Annotated in this window: 13 protein-coding genes; 3 read left to right on the top strand and 10 right to left on the bottom strand. The window is 72.5% G+C overall.

From position 1 onward, the window contains the following. Positions 1-3 precede the first annotated feature (3 nt). The 3 genes from ACIBF8_RS17600 to glyA all read right to left on the bottom strand — a co-directional run bounded on the left by ACIBF8_RS17600 (position 4) and on the right by glyA (position 2,129). Complete coding sequence (locus ACIBF8_RS17600; protein ID WP_030488045.1) at positions 4-240, bottom strand: AtpZ/AtpI family protein; 237 nt, start codon at positions 238-240, stop codon at positions 4-6. A 181-nt stretch (positions 241-421) separates the two neighbouring features. Beyond that, entirely contained in the window at positions 422-847 is a 426-nt protein-coding gene (locus tag ACIBF8_RS17595) for a hypothetical protein (protein ID WP_396784103.1), read from the bottom strand. Continuing rightward, positions 840-2,129: a serine hydroxymethyltransferase gene (glyA, locus tag ACIBF8_RS17590; protein ID WP_396784102.1), complete on the bottom strand. Its 1,290-nt coding sequence runs from the start codon at positions 2,127-2,129 to the stop codon at positions 840-842. Before glyA ends, ACIBF8_RS17595 begins: the two co-directional genes overlap by 8 nt. Before the next feature lie 35 nt (positions 2,130-2,164). On the opposite strand from glyA, the gene ACIBF8_RS17585 reads away from it, so the two are divergent. Further along, the gene (locus ACIBF8_RS17585; RefSeq protein ID WP_396784101.1) at positions 2,165-3,640 is read left to right on the top strand and encodes an SDR family oxidoreductase; all 1,476 of its coding nucleotides are present in this window, start codon (positions 2,165-2,167) and stop codon (positions 3,638-3,640) included. Between the two features lie 231 nt (positions 3,641-3,871). On the opposite strand, the gene ACIBF8_RS17580 is transcribed toward ACIBF8_RS17585, so the two are convergent. From ACIBF8_RS17580 to prmC, 4 genes are all read right to left on the bottom strand, one after another. Further along, on the bottom strand, positions 3,872-5,983 hold the full coding sequence (locus ACIBF8_RS17580) for a transglycosylase domain-containing protein (RefSeq protein ID WP_396784100.1): 2,112 nt from the start codon (positions 5,981-5,983) through the stop codon (positions 3,872-3,874). 106 nt (positions 5,984-6,089) lie between these two features. Then, the gene (locus ACIBF8_RS17575; protein WP_396784099.1) at positions 6,090-6,701 is read right to left on the bottom strand and encodes a phosphotyrosine protein phosphatase; all 612 of its coding nucleotides are present in this window, start codon (positions 6,699-6,701) and stop codon (positions 6,090-6,092) included. Next, on the bottom strand, positions 6,702-7,349 hold the full coding sequence (locus ACIBF8_RS17570) for an L-threonylcarbamoyladenylate synthase (protein WP_396784320.1): 648 nt from the start codon (positions 7,347-7,349) through the stop codon (positions 6,702-6,704). Continuing rightward, on the bottom strand, positions 7,349-8,296 hold the full coding sequence (prmC, locus tag ACIBF8_RS17565) for a peptide chain release factor N(5)-glutamine methyltransferase (protein WP_396784098.1): 948 nt from the start codon (positions 8,294-8,296) through the stop codon (positions 7,349-7,351). Before prmC ends, ACIBF8_RS17570 begins: the two co-directional genes overlap by 1 nt. A gap of 72 nt (positions 8,297-8,368) precedes the next feature. On the opposite strand from prmC, the gene ACIBF8_RS17560 reads away from it, so the two are divergent. Then, positions 8,369-9,913 (top strand): diguanylate cyclase domain-containing protein, encoded by a 1,545-nt coding sequence (locus ACIBF8_RS17560; protein ID WP_396784096.1) that lies wholly within the window; start codon positions 8,369-8,371, stop codon positions 9,911-9,913. A 109-nt stretch (positions 9,914-10,022) separates the two neighbouring features. On the opposite strand, the gene prfA is transcribed toward ACIBF8_RS17560, so the two are convergent. Both prfA and rpmE read right to left on the bottom strand, forming a co-directional pair. Then, positions 10,023-11,111: a peptide chain release factor 1 gene (gene prfA, locus ACIBF8_RS17555; protein ID WP_396784094.1), complete on the bottom strand. Its 1,089-nt coding sequence runs from the start codon at positions 11,109-11,111 to the stop codon at positions 10,023-10,025. 132 nt (positions 11,112-11,243) lie between these two features. After that, positions 11,244-11,468 (bottom strand): 50S ribosomal protein L31, encoded by a 225-nt coding sequence (gene rpmE, locus ACIBF8_RS17550; protein WP_396784092.1) that lies wholly within the window; start codon positions 11,466-11,468, stop codon positions 11,244-11,246. Between the two features lie 275 nt (positions 11,469-11,743). Here rpmE and ACIBF8_RS17545 point away from each other — a divergent pair, with 275 nt between their 5' ends. Next, the gene (locus ACIBF8_RS17545; RefSeq protein ID WP_396784090.1) at positions 11,744-12,640 is read left to right on the top strand and encodes an AAA family ATPase; all 897 of its coding nucleotides are present in this window, start codon (positions 11,744-11,746) and stop codon (positions 12,638-12,640) included. 93 nt (positions 12,641-12,733) lie between these two features. On the opposite strand, the gene rho is transcribed toward ACIBF8_RS17545, so the two are convergent. After that, positions 12,734-14,902, bottom strand: coding sequence for a transcription termination factor Rho (gene rho, locus ACIBF8_RS17540; protein ID WP_396784089.1), 2,169 nt, complete (start codon positions 14,900-14,902; stop codon positions 12,734-12,736). Positions 14,903-15,094: the final 192 nt, after the last annotated feature.

Raw genomic sequence — 15,094 nt, 5'->3', positions numbered from 1 at the left:
TTCCTAAGTAGGCGTGCCGAGTCGGCGGACGACCAGGATGATGCCCCCGGCCATACCGAGCACGACGCCGATCCCGGTGGCGACGCCGCCGGTGTCGAGCCACTGGTCAACAAGCCAACCGATGAAACCCCACACGAGCATGCCTCCGATGAGGTAGCTGAGCGCGGTCCAACCCTGACCGGCGCCGGACGGAATGTCGTCCGGTTCGCCGGCTGGACGGGGGGTTTGGTCACCAGCCATGACGGGGCGAACGATATCAGCCGGGAAGACGAGGCTGTGCCTCACCCCCCGCACAACCGTCGTTGTGTGGGCTTCTCGTGGGCGCCGTCGTCTGTGGGCACGCTACTCCCCTTCCGCCCGTCGGAAAATGACCGGAGGCCGACACATTGCCGCGCGTCCGAAAGGTGGGACGATCGTCGGGTCAGCTGGACGACCGACGGGCGTGCACCGTGGTCAGCCACCAGATGTGCACCGCCGTCCACACTGCCACCCCGGCGACGATGCCGAGGCAGAGCGGGACCAACCCCGCCCAACCGGTCGACGCCACCGCCACCAGCACCGCACCCAGCAGGCTGAACTTCAGCACGTACAGGCCCAGGCCGAGCGGCAGCAGCAACTGCGGGTTGATCTGGTCGGCTCGGGCCAACACCACCGTGGTGAGGGTGTAGCTGAGCACCGTGACGCCCACGCCGGCCGCCGCGCCGAGCGCGGCCGTCGCGCCGCCGGTCACCCCACCCACCACCGCGGCGACCGCGGCGAGCGCCGCCGACGCGGCCAGCAACACCGGCAGGTGCCGCAGCCGCCACCGCCGGTCGGTGTCCGGCGCGACCACCCCGGGCTCAGCCACGGGGGTACGCCGGAAACGCCGCGACCAGCTCAGCCACCTCGGCACCGAGCCGGGTCAGCTCGTCGGCCCCGCCCGGAGCGCCGGGGTCGGTGCGCACCGCACGGGCGATCAGGGTCGCCACCTGCCGCAGCTCCCCCTCGCGCATGCCCTGCGTGGTGACGCTCGGTGTGCCCACCCGGATGCCGGAGGCCACCAGCGGCGGCTGCGGATCGTACGGGATGGCGTTCTTGTTCAGGGTGATCGACGCGGCGTCGCAGCGGCGCTCGGCCTCGGTGCCGGTCACCCCCAGCTCGCGCAGGTCGATCAGGGCGAGGTGCGTGTCGGTGCCGCCGGACACCGGGCGCATCCCCTCGTCGGCCAGCCCGGCGGCGAGCGCCTGGGCGTTGCCGACCACCTGCCGGGCGTACGTCTGGAACTCCGGCTGGGCGGCCTCGCGCAGCGCGACCGCCTTGGCCGCGACCGCGTGCATCAGCGGGCCACCCTGGGTGAACGGGAAGACCGCCTTGTCGATCCGCTGGGCCAGCGACTCGCGGCACAGGATCATGCCGCCGCGCGGCCCCCGCAGCACCTTGTGGGTGGTGGCGCAGACGACGTCGGCGTACGGCACCGGGGACGGAATGGCCCGACCGGCGACCAGGCCGATGAAGTGCGCCGCGTCCACCATCAGGTACGCGCCGACCTCGTCGGCGATCTCCCGGAAGCGCGCGAAGTCGATCAGGCGCGGGTACGCGGTGGCCCCACAGATGATCAGCTTGGGTCGGTGCGCCCGCGCCAGGTCCCGTACCTCGTCGTAGTCGATCTGCTCGGTGTCCGGCCGGACCGGGTAGCCGACCGGGTGGAACCACTTGCCGGAGAAGTTCACCCGGCTGCCGTGGGTGAGGTGCCCGCCGTGCGGCAGGTCCATCGCCAGCACCGTGTCCCCCGGCTGCACCAGCGCGGCGTACGCGGCCAGGTTGGCGCTCGCCCCGGAGTGCGGCTGGAGGTTGGCGTGCTCGGCCCCGAAGAGCTCCTTGGCGCGGGCGATGCCGATCTCCTCGGCCCGGTCCACCTCGGCGCAGCCGCCGTAGTAGCGCCGGCCCGGGTAACCCTCGGCGTACTTGTTGGTGAGCGTCGAGCCGAGCGCCGCCAGCACGGCCGGCGAGGTCAGGTTCTCGCTGGCGATGAGCTGCAGGCCGCCCCGCAACCGGTCCAGCTCACCGAGGACCACCCCGGCGATCTCCGGATCGGTGGCCCTGAGCTGCGCGAAATCCGGCCCCCAGAAGGTGCTCGTCTCGGTCTCCACAGCGAACGAGTCTAGGGGGCCGCACACTGAGACTCGTGAGATGCCTCGTCACCGGAGCCACCGGCTACATCGGCGGGCGGCTGACGCCGCTGCTGCTCGCCGACGGCCACACCGTGCGCTGCCTCGCCCGGAAGGCGGTGCGGCTGCGGGACGTGCCCTGGGCCTCGGCGGCCGAGATCGTCGAGGCAGACCTGAGCCGACCGGAGACGCTGGCCACCGCGTTCGCCGACGTGGACGTCGCGTACTTCCTGGTGCACTCGCTGGGCCGGCCCGACTTCGAGGCGGCCGACCGGGCCGCGGCCACCAACTTCGCGGCGGCGGCCCGCGCGGCCGGCGTACGCCGGATCGTCTACCTGGGCGGCCCGGAACCGGCCTCCGACGAGGAGGTCCCCTCCCCGCACCTGCGCTCCCGCGCCGAGGTGGGCCGGATCCTGCTGGCCAGCGGGGTGCCCACGGCGGTGCTCCGCGCCGCGGTGATCATCGGGTCCGGCTCGGCGTCGTTCGAGATGCTGCGCTACCTGACCGAGCGACTGCCGGCCATGGTCACTCCACGCTGGGTCGGCAACCGGATCCAACCGATCGCGGTCCGCGACGTGCTGCGCTATCTGGCCGGCTGCGTCGAGTTGCCGGCGGAGGTCAACCGGGGCTTCGACATCGGCGGGCCGGACGTGCTGACCTTCCGCGACATGATGCAGCGCTACGCCCGGGTGGCCGGGCTGCGTCGGCGGATCATCGTGCCGGTCCGTCCGCTCACCCCGTCGCTCTCCTCGCACTGGGTCGGTCTGATCACCCCGGTTCCGAACAAGATCGCCCGGCCGCTGGTGGAGAGCCTGATCCACGAGGCGGTCGCCCACGAACACGACATCGCCCGGTACGTCCCCGACCCGCCCGGCGGGCTGACCAGCTTCGACGAGGCGGTGGCGCTGGCGCTGGCCAAGGTGCGCGACGCCCAGGTGGAGACCCGCTGGTCGACCGCGAGTGGCCCGGACGCGCCCGCCGAGCCACTGCCCACCGACCCGGACTGGTCCGGTGGTACCGCGTACACCGACGTTCGGGAACGCACGGTGGACGCGTCGCCGACGACGCTCTGGCGGGTCGTCGAGGGCGTCGGTGGCGAACACGGCTGGTACTCGTTCCCCCTGGCCTGGTCGATCCGAGGCTGGCTGGACCGGCTGGTCGGCGGGGTCGGGCTGCGGCGCGGTCGACGCGACCCACACCGGCTCCAGGTCGGTGAGGCGCTGGACTTCTGGCGGGTCGAGGAGATCGTCCCGGGCGAGCTGCTGCGGCTGCGCGCCGAGATGCGGTTACCCGGCCGCGCCTGGCTGGAGATGCGGGTGCTGCCGGCCGACGGCGGCCGCAGCCGCTACCAGCAGCGCGCCGTCTTCCTGCCGCGCGGCCTGCCGGGGCACGCCTACTGGAAGTCGGTGGCCCCGTTCCACGCGGTGGTCTTCGGCGGAATGGCCCGCAACATAGCCCGCAACGCCGAACAAACCCCACTAACTCGGAAGTAGACCTATTTCCTCCCGATTAGGGCCGCTTCGCGCAGCGGAGCGACAGGGACTAACCCCCCACCCTCCCGCCCTCCCGCCCTCCCGCCCTCCCGCCCTCCCGCCCTCCCGCCCTCCCGCCCTCCCGCGATCTTGCACTTTGTGTTGCCGGTTTGAGGGCCTCGGCGCCTTTTGTCGCGACAGAAAGTGCAAGATCGCGGGGGTGGGGAGGGGGTGGGGGCGGGGGGTGGGTGGTTAGTTGCCGGCTTGGGGTTGGGGGTGGAGGGCGGTTCGTTCGCTGGGCGGGACGAAGTCGCGGACCGGTTGGTCACGCAGGGCGAAGGCGAGCACCTCGCCGACCGCGTTCACCATCTGGGCCTGCACCGCCTGACCGACCGCGTCCTGCGGATCGTCCGGGTTCGCGGCCATCGAGGCGACCGCGAGCTGCGGCGTGAACGCCACCACCGTCTCCGTCTCGTACCGCTCCGAGCTGCCGGTCTTGCCCGCCACCGGCCGGCCGAGCTTCGCCCGCAGCCCGGGGGCGGTGGCACCGTCGCACCGTCCGTACATCGACTGGTCGCCGACCGGGCAGCGAGCCGCGTCGGTTGCCGCCCGCGCCACATCGGCGTCGAGCACCTGTCGGCAGTCCGGTTTGGCGGCGTCGACCGGCCGGCCGCCCGCGTCGGTGATCGAGACCACCGGCAGCGGCGCGCACCAGGTGCCCTCGGCCGCCACCGTGGCGTACGCGGTGGCCAGGTCCAGCGGGGTGGTCGCGGCCACCCCCAGGGTGAACGGGCCCCAGTCCCTCGCGCCGTACCGGGCCAGCTTGGCGTCGGACTCGGCCCGCAGCACGATGCCCAGCCGCTCAGCCATCTCCACCACCCGGTCGGCGCCGACCCGCTCGGTGAGCCAGGCGAAGTAGGTGTTCACCGAGCGGCCGAACGCGCTCCACATGGTGCGGGGGCCGTCCATCGACGACGGGCTGGCGTTTGCCGGGCACCACCGCCCGTCGCAACTCGCCTCCCCGGTCACCGGGAAGCGGGTGAGCAGTTGGGTCGGCGCCACGAAGTCGGTCGACAGCGGCAGGCCGGACTCCAGCGCGGCCAGCATGGTGAAGAGCTTGAACGTCGAGCCGCCCTGGTACCCCTCGATCGCGCCGCCGCCGGCGACCAACTGGTTGACGGTGTTCGGGCGGTTCTTCTGCCCGACCGGGTTGTCCGCCACGCTGTAGGCGCGGTTCACCGACATCGCCAGCACCCGTCCGGTGCCCGGTTGCACCACGGCGGTGGGCACCGCCTCGGCCTTCGTCCTCGGATAGATCTTCAGCACCTGCTCGGTGGTGGCCCGCTGCACCCCCGGGTCCAGCGACGACACGATGGAGAAGCCGCCCCGGCGCAGCGTGCGCTGCCGCTCCTCGGCGGTCGACCCGAACGCGGACTGGCTGCTCCACCAGCGGGTGAACCAGTCGCAGAAGAAACCCCAATCGTTGTGCGCCTCGGGCACGCCGGTGCAGTCGTTCGGGGTCTCGCTGGGCCGCAGCTGCAACGGTTCGGCACGCGCCGCCGCCGCCTCGTCCGCCGGCACCTGCCCCGTCTCCACCAGCCGCTCCAACACGTACGACCGTCGGGCCACCGCGCTGTCGGCGTCGCCGTTGATCGGATCGTCGCTGTCCGGTGAGCGCACCAGGCCGGCGAGCAGAGCCGCCTGGGCCAGGGTCAACTCGGCCGGGGACCGGGAGAAGTACCGCTTGCTGGCCGCCGCGATGCCGTACGCCCCGGCACCGAAGTAGGCGATGTTGAGATAGCGGGTCAGGATCTCGTCCTTGTCGAGCTCCCGCTCCAACGCGAGCGCGTACCGCATCTCCTGGAGCTTGCGGACGGTGGTGAGTTCGGTGGCGGCGTTCCGCTGCGCCTCGGTCAGCCGGGGGTCGTTGCTGAGCACGTTGCGGACGTACTGCATGGTCAACGTGGAGGCGCCCTGCCGGGTCTGGCCGTCGCGCTTGTTGACGGTGAACGCGCGCACGACGCCCCGCAGGTCGACCCCGCTGTGCTGGTAGAACCGCACGTCCTCGGCCGCCACGATCGCTCGGCGCATCACCGGGGCCACCTCGTGCAGCGGTACGTCCACCCGGTCCTCCTGGTAGAAGGAGGTGATCAGGGTGGTGCCGTCGTTGGCGTAGAGGTTGGAACGCTGCGCGGTGGGCGGTGTGCGGAGCGTGTTCGGCAGCTCCGAGTACGGCGTCGACAGTGCGCTGAAGCCGATCCCGAAGACCAGGGCCACCGGCAGGGCGGCGGCGGCCAGCACCAACCCGGCCAGCACTCCGGCGATCAGCACGGTCAGCAGTTTGTCGAGTTGGGCCCGGATCATCAGCTCTCCCCGCAGGAGCCGGTCACGCTAGGACCCGTTCAGAATGACCCGGAACACCCCGTTAGCCCCCGGTTTTCCCCAAACCCGGAGGAAACTCGCACCGCGCTCAGGGCAGCAGTACGCCGGCCAGCGGGTGGACCGTCTCCTCGATCTCGTCGGCGACCCGGCTGAAGCACTGGTCGCCACGACCCCACGGGTCGTCCAGATCATCGGTGGGCAGCGCGGACGCGCCCAGCCGCGCGTCGTGCGCCGCCGCCACCAGGGCCACACCCCGGGCGTACACCGCCTCCGGGGTAGCGTCGCCCGACGGCAGCGCGGCGGCGTCCACCGCGGCCAGCAGCCGGCCGAACTCACCCAGCACGAACGTGCGGGCCGCCGCGTCCGGACGGAGCGCCACCACGTACTCCTGCTGGTCGGCGGTGGCGGTCAGGACCAGGTCGGCGGCGTCGATGTGGTCCGAACGCAGCTTGCGCGCGGCGAACCCCGCCACGTCTCCACCACGGCCGGTGACCTGCCGCGCCGCCGGTGGGTTCATCTCCTCGCCCGCGTGCCAGCCACCCGTGCCGGCGCTGTGGCTGTGCACCAGTTCCTCGGCCAGAGCCGGGTCCTGCGCACGCCGGGTCAGCCGCTCCCGCACCGCCAGGGCGAGCAGCCGCTCCGCCATCGGCGAGCGGCAGATGTTGCCCATGCAGACGTGCAGAACCGTGAACGGGGGCACTCAGACCGCCCGACCGTCGACAAGATCCGGAACCACATCGCGCAGCTTTTCCAGTGGGATCGCCCCGGCCCGCAACAGCTGCGGCACCACACCGGTCAGATCCACGATCGTGCTGGGCACCGGATCCGGGCAGGGCCCGGCCTCCAGGTAGGCCCGCACCGAGTAGCTGAGCTGGTCACGCGCCTCCTCGGCGGTGACCGCGGCCGGCTGACCCGTCTTGTTGGCCGACGAGACCGCCATCGGGCCGGTCTCGCGCAGCACCTCCAACGCGACCGGGTGCAGCGGCATCCGCACCGCCACCGTGCCCGTCTTGTCGCCCAGGTCCCACTGCAGGCTCGGCGAGTGCTCGACCACGATCGTCAGCGCGCCCGGCCAGAACGCCTCCACCAGGTCCCGGGCGGCGGTGGGCAGCGAGAAGACCAACCCGTCCAGGGTGTGCCGCGAGCCGATCAGCACCGGCGGCGGCATCTGCCGGCCCCGGCCCTTGGCATCCAACAGCGCCTTCACCGCGTACGGGGTGAAGGCGTCCGCGCCGATCCCATAGACGGTGTCCGTCGGAAGGACGACCAGCTCGCCGTTCTTGACCGCCTCGATCGCCGCGGCGATGCCGCGGTCCCGATCGGCGGGCGACCGACAGTCGTAGAGCATCACGAGGAGTCAGTCTGCCACGCCGCCCCGATCGGGGCGTGCTGGCCGTCCGCCCGTCGGGACGCGGTCGCGTAGCGGGGGCGCCCGGTGAGGTCCAGATGCTCCGCCACAGCGGTGAAGCCGCCATCCTCGGCGAGCAGCCCGGGCACCGCCGCCCCGTGGGTGTCGTCGTGCTCGACGCCGAAGACGCCGCCCGGGCGCAGCAGCATCGCCGCGCGGGCGATGACCGGCCGGATCACCACCAGACCGTCCGCGCCACCGAAGACCGCCTCCGCCGGGTCGTGCCCGGCCACGTCCGGCGGGACCACCACGTCGTCCGGCACGTACGGCGGATTGCAGAGCAGCACATCCACCCGGCCCACCAGGTCCGCCAGCAGGTCCGGCGCGGTCACGTCGGCCTCGACCACCTCGATCGGCCGGTCCCCCGCCGCAGCCCGCTCCGCCGCGTTGCGACGCAGCCAGGCCAACGCCGCCGGGGACCGCTCCACCGCGATGACCCGCGCCGCCGGCAGCTCCTGGGCCATCGCCAACGCGATCGCGCCCGAGCCGCTGCACAGGTCGACCACCACCGGGTCGGGCCGACCCTGGGCCTGCTCGACGCCCCAGCCGGCCAGGAGCTCGGTCTCCGGGCGAGGGACGAAGACACCCGGGCCGACCGACAGCTCCAGGTGCCGGAACCCGGCCCGACCGGTGAGGTGCTGCAACGGCTCGTGCGCGGCGCGGCGCCGCGTCAGCTCGTCGAGCCGCGCCAACTGCTCGTCGCTGAGGTCGTCGGCGAGCGCCAGCCGACCCCGGGGAACCCCGAGCACGTACGCCGCCAGCACCTCGGCCTCCACCCGGGCGGAGCCGACCCCGGCGGCAGCGAGCGCGCGAACCGCTCGGGCCACCGCGGCGGATGGCCGGGTGGGGCCTGTCCCTTCGGGGGGGTGTTGCGGCAAAGTACTCACGACATAATCATGAAGCGTCGCGGGCGACGTGACGAACGGGTGCGCCAGGCGCGCACGACAGGAGGTTGGCGGGTGGGCTGGCTCGACCGGGTCGATGACCAGGTTGACGCCCTCACGCACGCGCGGGCGTTGCAGGAGGCCAGTCGCTCCGCGGAGTCGTACGTCCTGTTGGAGCGTGTGATCCGCACCACGACGGACCCGGCGGCACGCGCGGACGCGATGGTGCAGCGCCTCTCCGCGCTGATCAATCTCGGTCGGACCGCGGAGTTCACCCGGGCCATCGAAGAGGCCTCGGCGGCGGTCCGCGACCTCGCCGAGCCCTATCTGCACGGGCACCTCAACGCGCTTGCCGCGCTCGCCGCGCACCACCAGGGCGCACTGGACCGTTGCGTCATGCACCTCGTCCGGGCCGCCCGGGCGCTGGGCGCGGTGACCGACCCGGACCGGGACACCGCCTGGGGCTGGCACGACCTGGCCATGGCCTACAGCTACCTCAGCTTCCACGGGTACGCCCTGGGCGCCATCGAGCGGGCCCGGCAGCTCGGTCTGACCGCCGGGATCCCGGAGGAGACGTTCGCCGCGCCGGGCATCCGGCTGCGCAACGCCGTGGCCCTGGACCACAACGGCGACAGCGACGGTTGCCTGCGGGTGCTCCGGGACGTGGCCGCCGACCTGGCCCGCTTCGTGCGCGCCGGGCGGGCCAACCAGCTGCGCCCGAGCAGTCTCGCCGCGTACGGGTACGCGGCGGCCCGGCAGGCCGCGCTCGGCGACCAGGTGGCGACCGAAGGGGCCGCGCCGGCCCGATTGATCAGCCACGGTGGGGACAGCGCCCGCGCCCGCGACCTGCGTCAGCTCGGGCAGGTGTGCCTCGCCGTCGCCGACGGGCGGCCGATCGAGGCGGTCACCCGACTGGACACCGTCCAGGTGTCCAACGAGACGCTCGGGGCGGCCGAGCCGGCCCGGCTGCGCAGCATCGCGCTGACCCGAGCCGGGGACCACCTGGCGGCCCACCGGGCCGACCGGCTGGCGTTCCGGCTCGCCGCCCAGCGCAACGACCGGCTGCGTGACGTCTACATCGACGGCATCGCCGCCCGCATCGACCACGAGGAGATGCGTCGCGAGGCGGCGCGCTTCGAGGGCGAGGCGCTGACCGACCCGCTCACCGGGTTGCCCAACCGTCGGCGGCTGGAGCGGTACATCACCGCCGTGGTCACCCGCGGCGAACGGGTGGTGATCGGCGTCTGCGACCTGGACGGCTTCAAGGCGGTCAACACCCGGCACGGGCACCACTCCGGCGACCTGGTGCTGCAACGCATCGCCGGCGTGATCAACCGGGTGATGCGCCGGGGTGACTTCGTGGCCCGCTACGGCGGTGACGAATTCGTGGTGGTGCTGCCGGACACCGGCATGACCGAGGCCGCCGAGGTGGCCCGCCGGATCGAGGCCGCGGTCCGGCTGGAGGACTGGGAGTCGCTGGTGCCGGGGACCCCGGTCGGGGTGAGCATCGGCTTCGCGGAGGTCTCCGGCGGCAACGGGCTGCGCGACGCGCTCAGCGTCGCCTTCGAGCAGGCCGACCGCGAGATGCTCCGCGCCAAGTCCCGCCCCCGCGCGAGCTGATCGCCCGGCTCATCGGGTCGATCAAGGAGTTGTGGTGCCTCATGAAAACCCCACAGCGTGGCAATCCACCCACCACACGTCCTTGATCGACGGGGCGCACCGCCTCAGCTCAGCGGCGGGTCAGCTCGGTGTCGCCGGCCAGCCGGGCGGCGCGGTCGGCCTCGGCGAGGGCGTCCAGCACCCCGTCCAGGTCACCGGCGAGCGCCAGGTCCAGATTGTACGCGGTGTAGCCGATCCGGTGGTCGGTGATCCGGTTCTGCGGAAAGTTGTAGGTGCGGATCCGCTCCGAGCGGTCCACCGTGCGCACCTGCGCCTTGCGCGCGTCCGAGGCGGCGGCGTCGGCCTGCTCCTGGGCAGCGGCGAGGAGCCGGGCCCGCAGGATCCGCATCGCCTGCTCGCGGTTCTGCAACTGGGACTTCTCGTTCTGGCAGGAGACGACGATGCCGGTCGGCAGGTGGGTGATCCGCACCGCTGAGTCGGTGGTGTTCACCGACTGGCCGCCCGGGCCGGACGAGCGGAACACGTCGATGCGCAGGTCGTTCTGGTCGATCGTGACGTCGACGTCCTCGGCCTCCGGCAGCACCAGCACCCCGGCGGCGCTGGTGTGGATCCGGCCCTGCGACTCGGTCACCGGGACACGCTGCACCCGGTGCACGCCGCCCTCCCACTTGAGTCGCGACCAGACGCCGTTGCCGCCGTCCGGCACACCCTTGGTCTTGATCGACAGGGAGACGTCCTTGACCCCGCCGAGGTCGGAATCCTGCGCGTCGATCACCTCGGTGACCCAGCCGTGCCGCTCGGCGTACCGGGTGTACATCCGCAGCAGGTCACCGGCGAACAACGCCGACTCCTCGCCACCCTCACCGGCCTTGATCTCGACAATCACGTCCTTGGCGTCGTGCGGATCACGGGGAATGAGCAACTCGGCGAGACGCTCCTCCAGCACCGGCAGGGTCCCGGCGATGGACTCCGCCTCACCCGCGAAGGACGGGTCCTCGGCGGCCAGCTCGCGAGCCGCAGCCAGATCGGCGCGGGCCTGCTCCAACTCGTCGGCGGCCTTGTGCAGCGGCACCAGCTCGGCGTACCGCCGGCCGACCCGGCGCGCGGTGGCCTGGTCGGCGTGGATGGCCGGATCCGCCAGCCGCTTCTCCAGCTCCGCGTACTCGTCGAGAAGGCCAGCCAGACGCTCGCTGCTCATGCTGCGGATGCTCCTTCGACGGTGCGCGACGACCAGGCCGGGCCGGGAGGCCAGCGGCCGGGCGGAAAGGGAGGGAAATGCGGACGGCGCCCGCGTCCGGTGCTGAACCGGACGCGGGCGCCGAACGAGGAGCTACTTGGCCTTCTTGGCCTGAACCTTGGCGTACTTCTGCTGGAACTTCGCGACCCGGCCGGCGGTGTCGAGAACGCGCTGCTTACCGGTGTAGAACGGGTGGCAGGCGCTGCAGGTCTCGACGTGGATCGCCCCGCCCTTGGCGGTGCTGCGGGTCGTGAACGTGTTGCCACAGGAGCAGCTGACCTCGGTGGTCACGTACTCCGGGTGGACGTTTGCCTTCATCTCGCCTCGGTCCTCTCGTTGGTGGTCGCCGGGTCGCCGTCATCGCTCGTCGCGCCGTACGCGACGGGCTCGGGCGTGAACCGGAACCGGTAGCCGATTGACCAGTGTGCCATGGGCCTGAGCCCACCCGGTAATCGGGCCGCACACCTCGTCCGGCATCGTCAACACGTGCCTACCCGCCCGCATTCCCGCCGCTCGACAGGGCATTCGCGCACCCGGCGGACCGCCGCCGGGTACCCCACCGGGGGTACGAACGTCGACCCGGAGGTGCGCCGATGACCCGCCTGATCGTCACCCGGGGACTGCCCGCCTCGGGCAAGACGACGTTCGCCCGTACGCTCCAGCCGTCCGTTTCCCGGGTCAACCGGGACGACCTGCGCCGGATGCTGCACGGCGAGCGGCTGTTCACCCAGTGGGCCGAGGCGCAGGTGACCGCCGTACAGCAAGCTCAGGTCGAGGCGCTGCTGCGGGCCCGGGCGGACGTCTGCGTGGACGACACGAACCTGCGCGCGAGGACCCTGCGGGGCTGGGCCGACCTGGCCGCCCGGCACGGCGCGGACTTCGAGGTGCACGACTTCACCGACGTACCGCTGGACGAGTGCCTGCGCCGCGACGCCGCTCGGCCGGTCACCGACCGGGTCGGCGCGGACGCGATCCGCCGGCTGCACGAGCGGTACCTGCAGGGGCGGACGCTGCCGTTGCCGGTGCCCGAGGCCCGTACCGGACTCCCCGCCGTGGCGCACCCGCCGTCGGCCGAACCACCGGAGATCGTTCTGGTGGACATCGACGGCACCGTCGCGCTGGCCGTCTCCCGCAGCCCCTACGACATGACCCGGGTGGGTGAGGACCAGCCGAACACGGCGGTGATCGCGGCGGTCCGGGCGATGCACGCCGCCGGATACGGGGTGGTCTTCTGCTCGGGGCGGGACGCCTCCGCACGCGCGGCCACCGAGGCGTGGCTGGCCCGACATGTCCGGGTGCCCTACCTGGGCCTGCACCTGCGGGCCGTCGGCGACTCCCGTAAGGACTCGATCGTCAAGCGGGAGATCTACGACCGGGAGATCCGGGACCGTTACCGAGTGGCCGGCGTCTTCGACGACCGCGTCCAGGTGGTCCAGATGTGGCGGGCGCTCGGCCTCACCGTCTTCCAGGTGGCCGACGGCGACTTCTGAGGGCCCGTTGACACAGGCCCGCTGGTGGGAGCGACGAAGGGGCACGGCCACAGCGGCCGTGCCCCTTCGTCGTCGTTGGTCACCCGGGGAGGGTCACTCCCCCGGCGTCGACTTCGCGATCTGCATCAGGAACTCGATGTTGGTGCGGGACTGCTTGAGCCGGTCCAGCAGGAGGTCCATCGCGGCCTGCGAGTCCAGCGAGTGCAGCACCTTGCGGAGCTTGTGGATGATGGCCAGCTCTTCCGGTGCGAGCAGGACCTCTTCCTTCCGGGTACCGGACGGGTTGATGTCGATGGCCGGGAAGGTCCGCTTGTCGGCGATCTTCCGGTCCAGCTTCAACTCGGCGTTGCCGGTGCCCTTGAACTCCTCGAAGATGACCGTGTCCGCCATGGACCCGGTCTCCACCAGCGCCGTGGCGATGATGGTCAGCGACCCGCCGTTCTCGATGTTGCGGGCCGCACCGAGGAAGCGCTTCGGCGGGTAGAGCGCGGTGGAGTCGATACCACCCGACATGATCCGGCCGCTGGCCGGCGCCGCCAGGTTGTACGACCGGCCGAGCCGGGTCACCGAGTCGAGCAGCACGACCACGTCGTGTCCAAGCTCGACCAGGCGCTTGGCCCGCTCGATCGCCAGCTCCGCCACCGTGGTGTGGTCCTGCGGCGGGCGGTCGAACGTGGCCGCGATGACCTCGCCCTTGATCGACCGCTGCATGTCGGTGACCTCTTCAGGCCGCTCGTCCACCAGCACCACCATCAGGTGGCACTCCGGGTTGTTGCGGGTGATCGCGTTGGCGATCGCCTGCAGCACCATCGTCTTACCCGCCTTCGGCGGAGACTGGATGAGTGCCCGCTGGCCCTTGCCGATCGGCATGACCAGGTCGATGACCCGGGTGGTCAGGATGTGTGGCTCGGTCTCCAGACGCAGGCGCTCCTGCGGGTAGAGCGGAGTGAGCTTGTAGAACTCCGGACGACGCCGCGCCTCCTCCGGCTCCATCCCGTTGATCGTGTCCAGCCGCATCAGCGGGTTGTACTTGTCGCGCCGCTGGTCGCCGCTGTTGCCGCCCTCGCGGGCCGCCCGCACCGCGCCGGTGATCGCGTCACCGCGGCGCAGGCCGTACTTCTTGATCTGGGACATCGAGACGTACACGTCGTTCGGGCCGGCCAGGTAGCCGGTCGTCCGCACGAAGGCGTAGTTGTCGAGCACGTCGATGATGCCGGCCACCGGGACGAGCACGTCGTCCTCGCTGACCTGCGGCTCACGGCCGCCGGTGTCGGCGCCGGTCTCGGTACGCTCGCCGCGCCCGCGGCGACGGTCCCGGAAGCGGCTGCGCCGGCCGCGCCGGCCGCCACCCTCGCCGTCGTCGTCGTCGCTGTCCCGCTCGGCCCGCTGACCACGGTCGTTGCGGTCGTTGCGGTCACCGCGGTCGGTGCGCTCCGGACGGTCGTTGCGCTCAGCCCGCTCACCCCGGTCGGCACGCTCCGTGCGGTCGTTGCGCTCGCCCCGATCGTTGCGCTCGGCGCGCTCGCTCCGGTCGTTGCGCTCGCCCCGCTCGACGCGGTCACCCCGGTCGGCACGCTCGCCCCGCTCGGCACGCTCGCCCCGCTCGGCACGCTCGCCCCGCTCGCCCCGGTCGGCACGCTCGCCCCGGTCGGCACGCTCGGCGCGTTCCGGACGCTCGGCCCGCTCCGGACGCTCGGCCCGGTCGCGGCGGTTCTCGCCACGGTCGGCCCGCTCGCCAGCTTCCGCCTCATCGGCGCGGCCCTCGGTCGGACGCGCCTCAGCGGGGCGTGCCTCGGTGGCACGGGCCTCCGCTGCCGTGGTCCGGCTGCGCCGGGTGCGGCTCCGGCCCTCGGTCTCGGCGGCCGGCTCGGCCGGCGCCTGCTCGGCGCCACGCCCCTCGGCGGCCGGCTCGGCCGGCGCCTGCTCGGCGCCACGCCCCTCGGCGGCCGGCCGGTCGGCGGTCTCCCGTACCTCGGCGCGCACCCCCTCCCGGGTCGGGGCGGCCGCGGCCGCGACCTCGGCCCGTGGTCGAGGGGTCCCGGCGGCGTTGCCGCCCTGCCGCTCGGAAATCGCGGCGATCAGCTCGCCCTTGCGCATGCGAGCCGTGCCGGAGATGCCGAGCGACGCAGCCAGGCTCTGCAGCTCTGGCAGCAGCATCGCCGACAGACCGGTGCCGCTACGCCGACGACGGGCGGGAGCGGCGGTGGTGGCATCGCCAGCGACGTTGGAAACATCCGACGTCACGTCGGTGGTGTCGCTCAATGGATTCCTTCCCTCGATAAGGCCGGGACTGCCCGGAGTCGGAGCTCAGGTGGCCGGGCGGCCTCGGTGCACCCGCCTCGCAAGGACGCGTCGCGGGAGTCTGTGACACAGCAGCCGGTCGGTATCCCGACTCACCAACGTCGGTGAGCAGGTCTCGCCGTCTGCGGCGACCTGTGGAAACTGCGGTGCGGC

Source organism: Micromonospora sp. NPDC050276 (assembly GCF_044459545.1).
In the GTDB taxonomy this organism is placed as follows: domain Bacteria; phylum Actinomycetota; class Actinomycetes; order Mycobacteriales; family Micromonosporaceae; genus Micromonospora.
The sequence above is the reverse complement of the archived record's forward strand: the minus strand, read 5'-3'. Positions and strand labels throughout refer to the sequence as shown.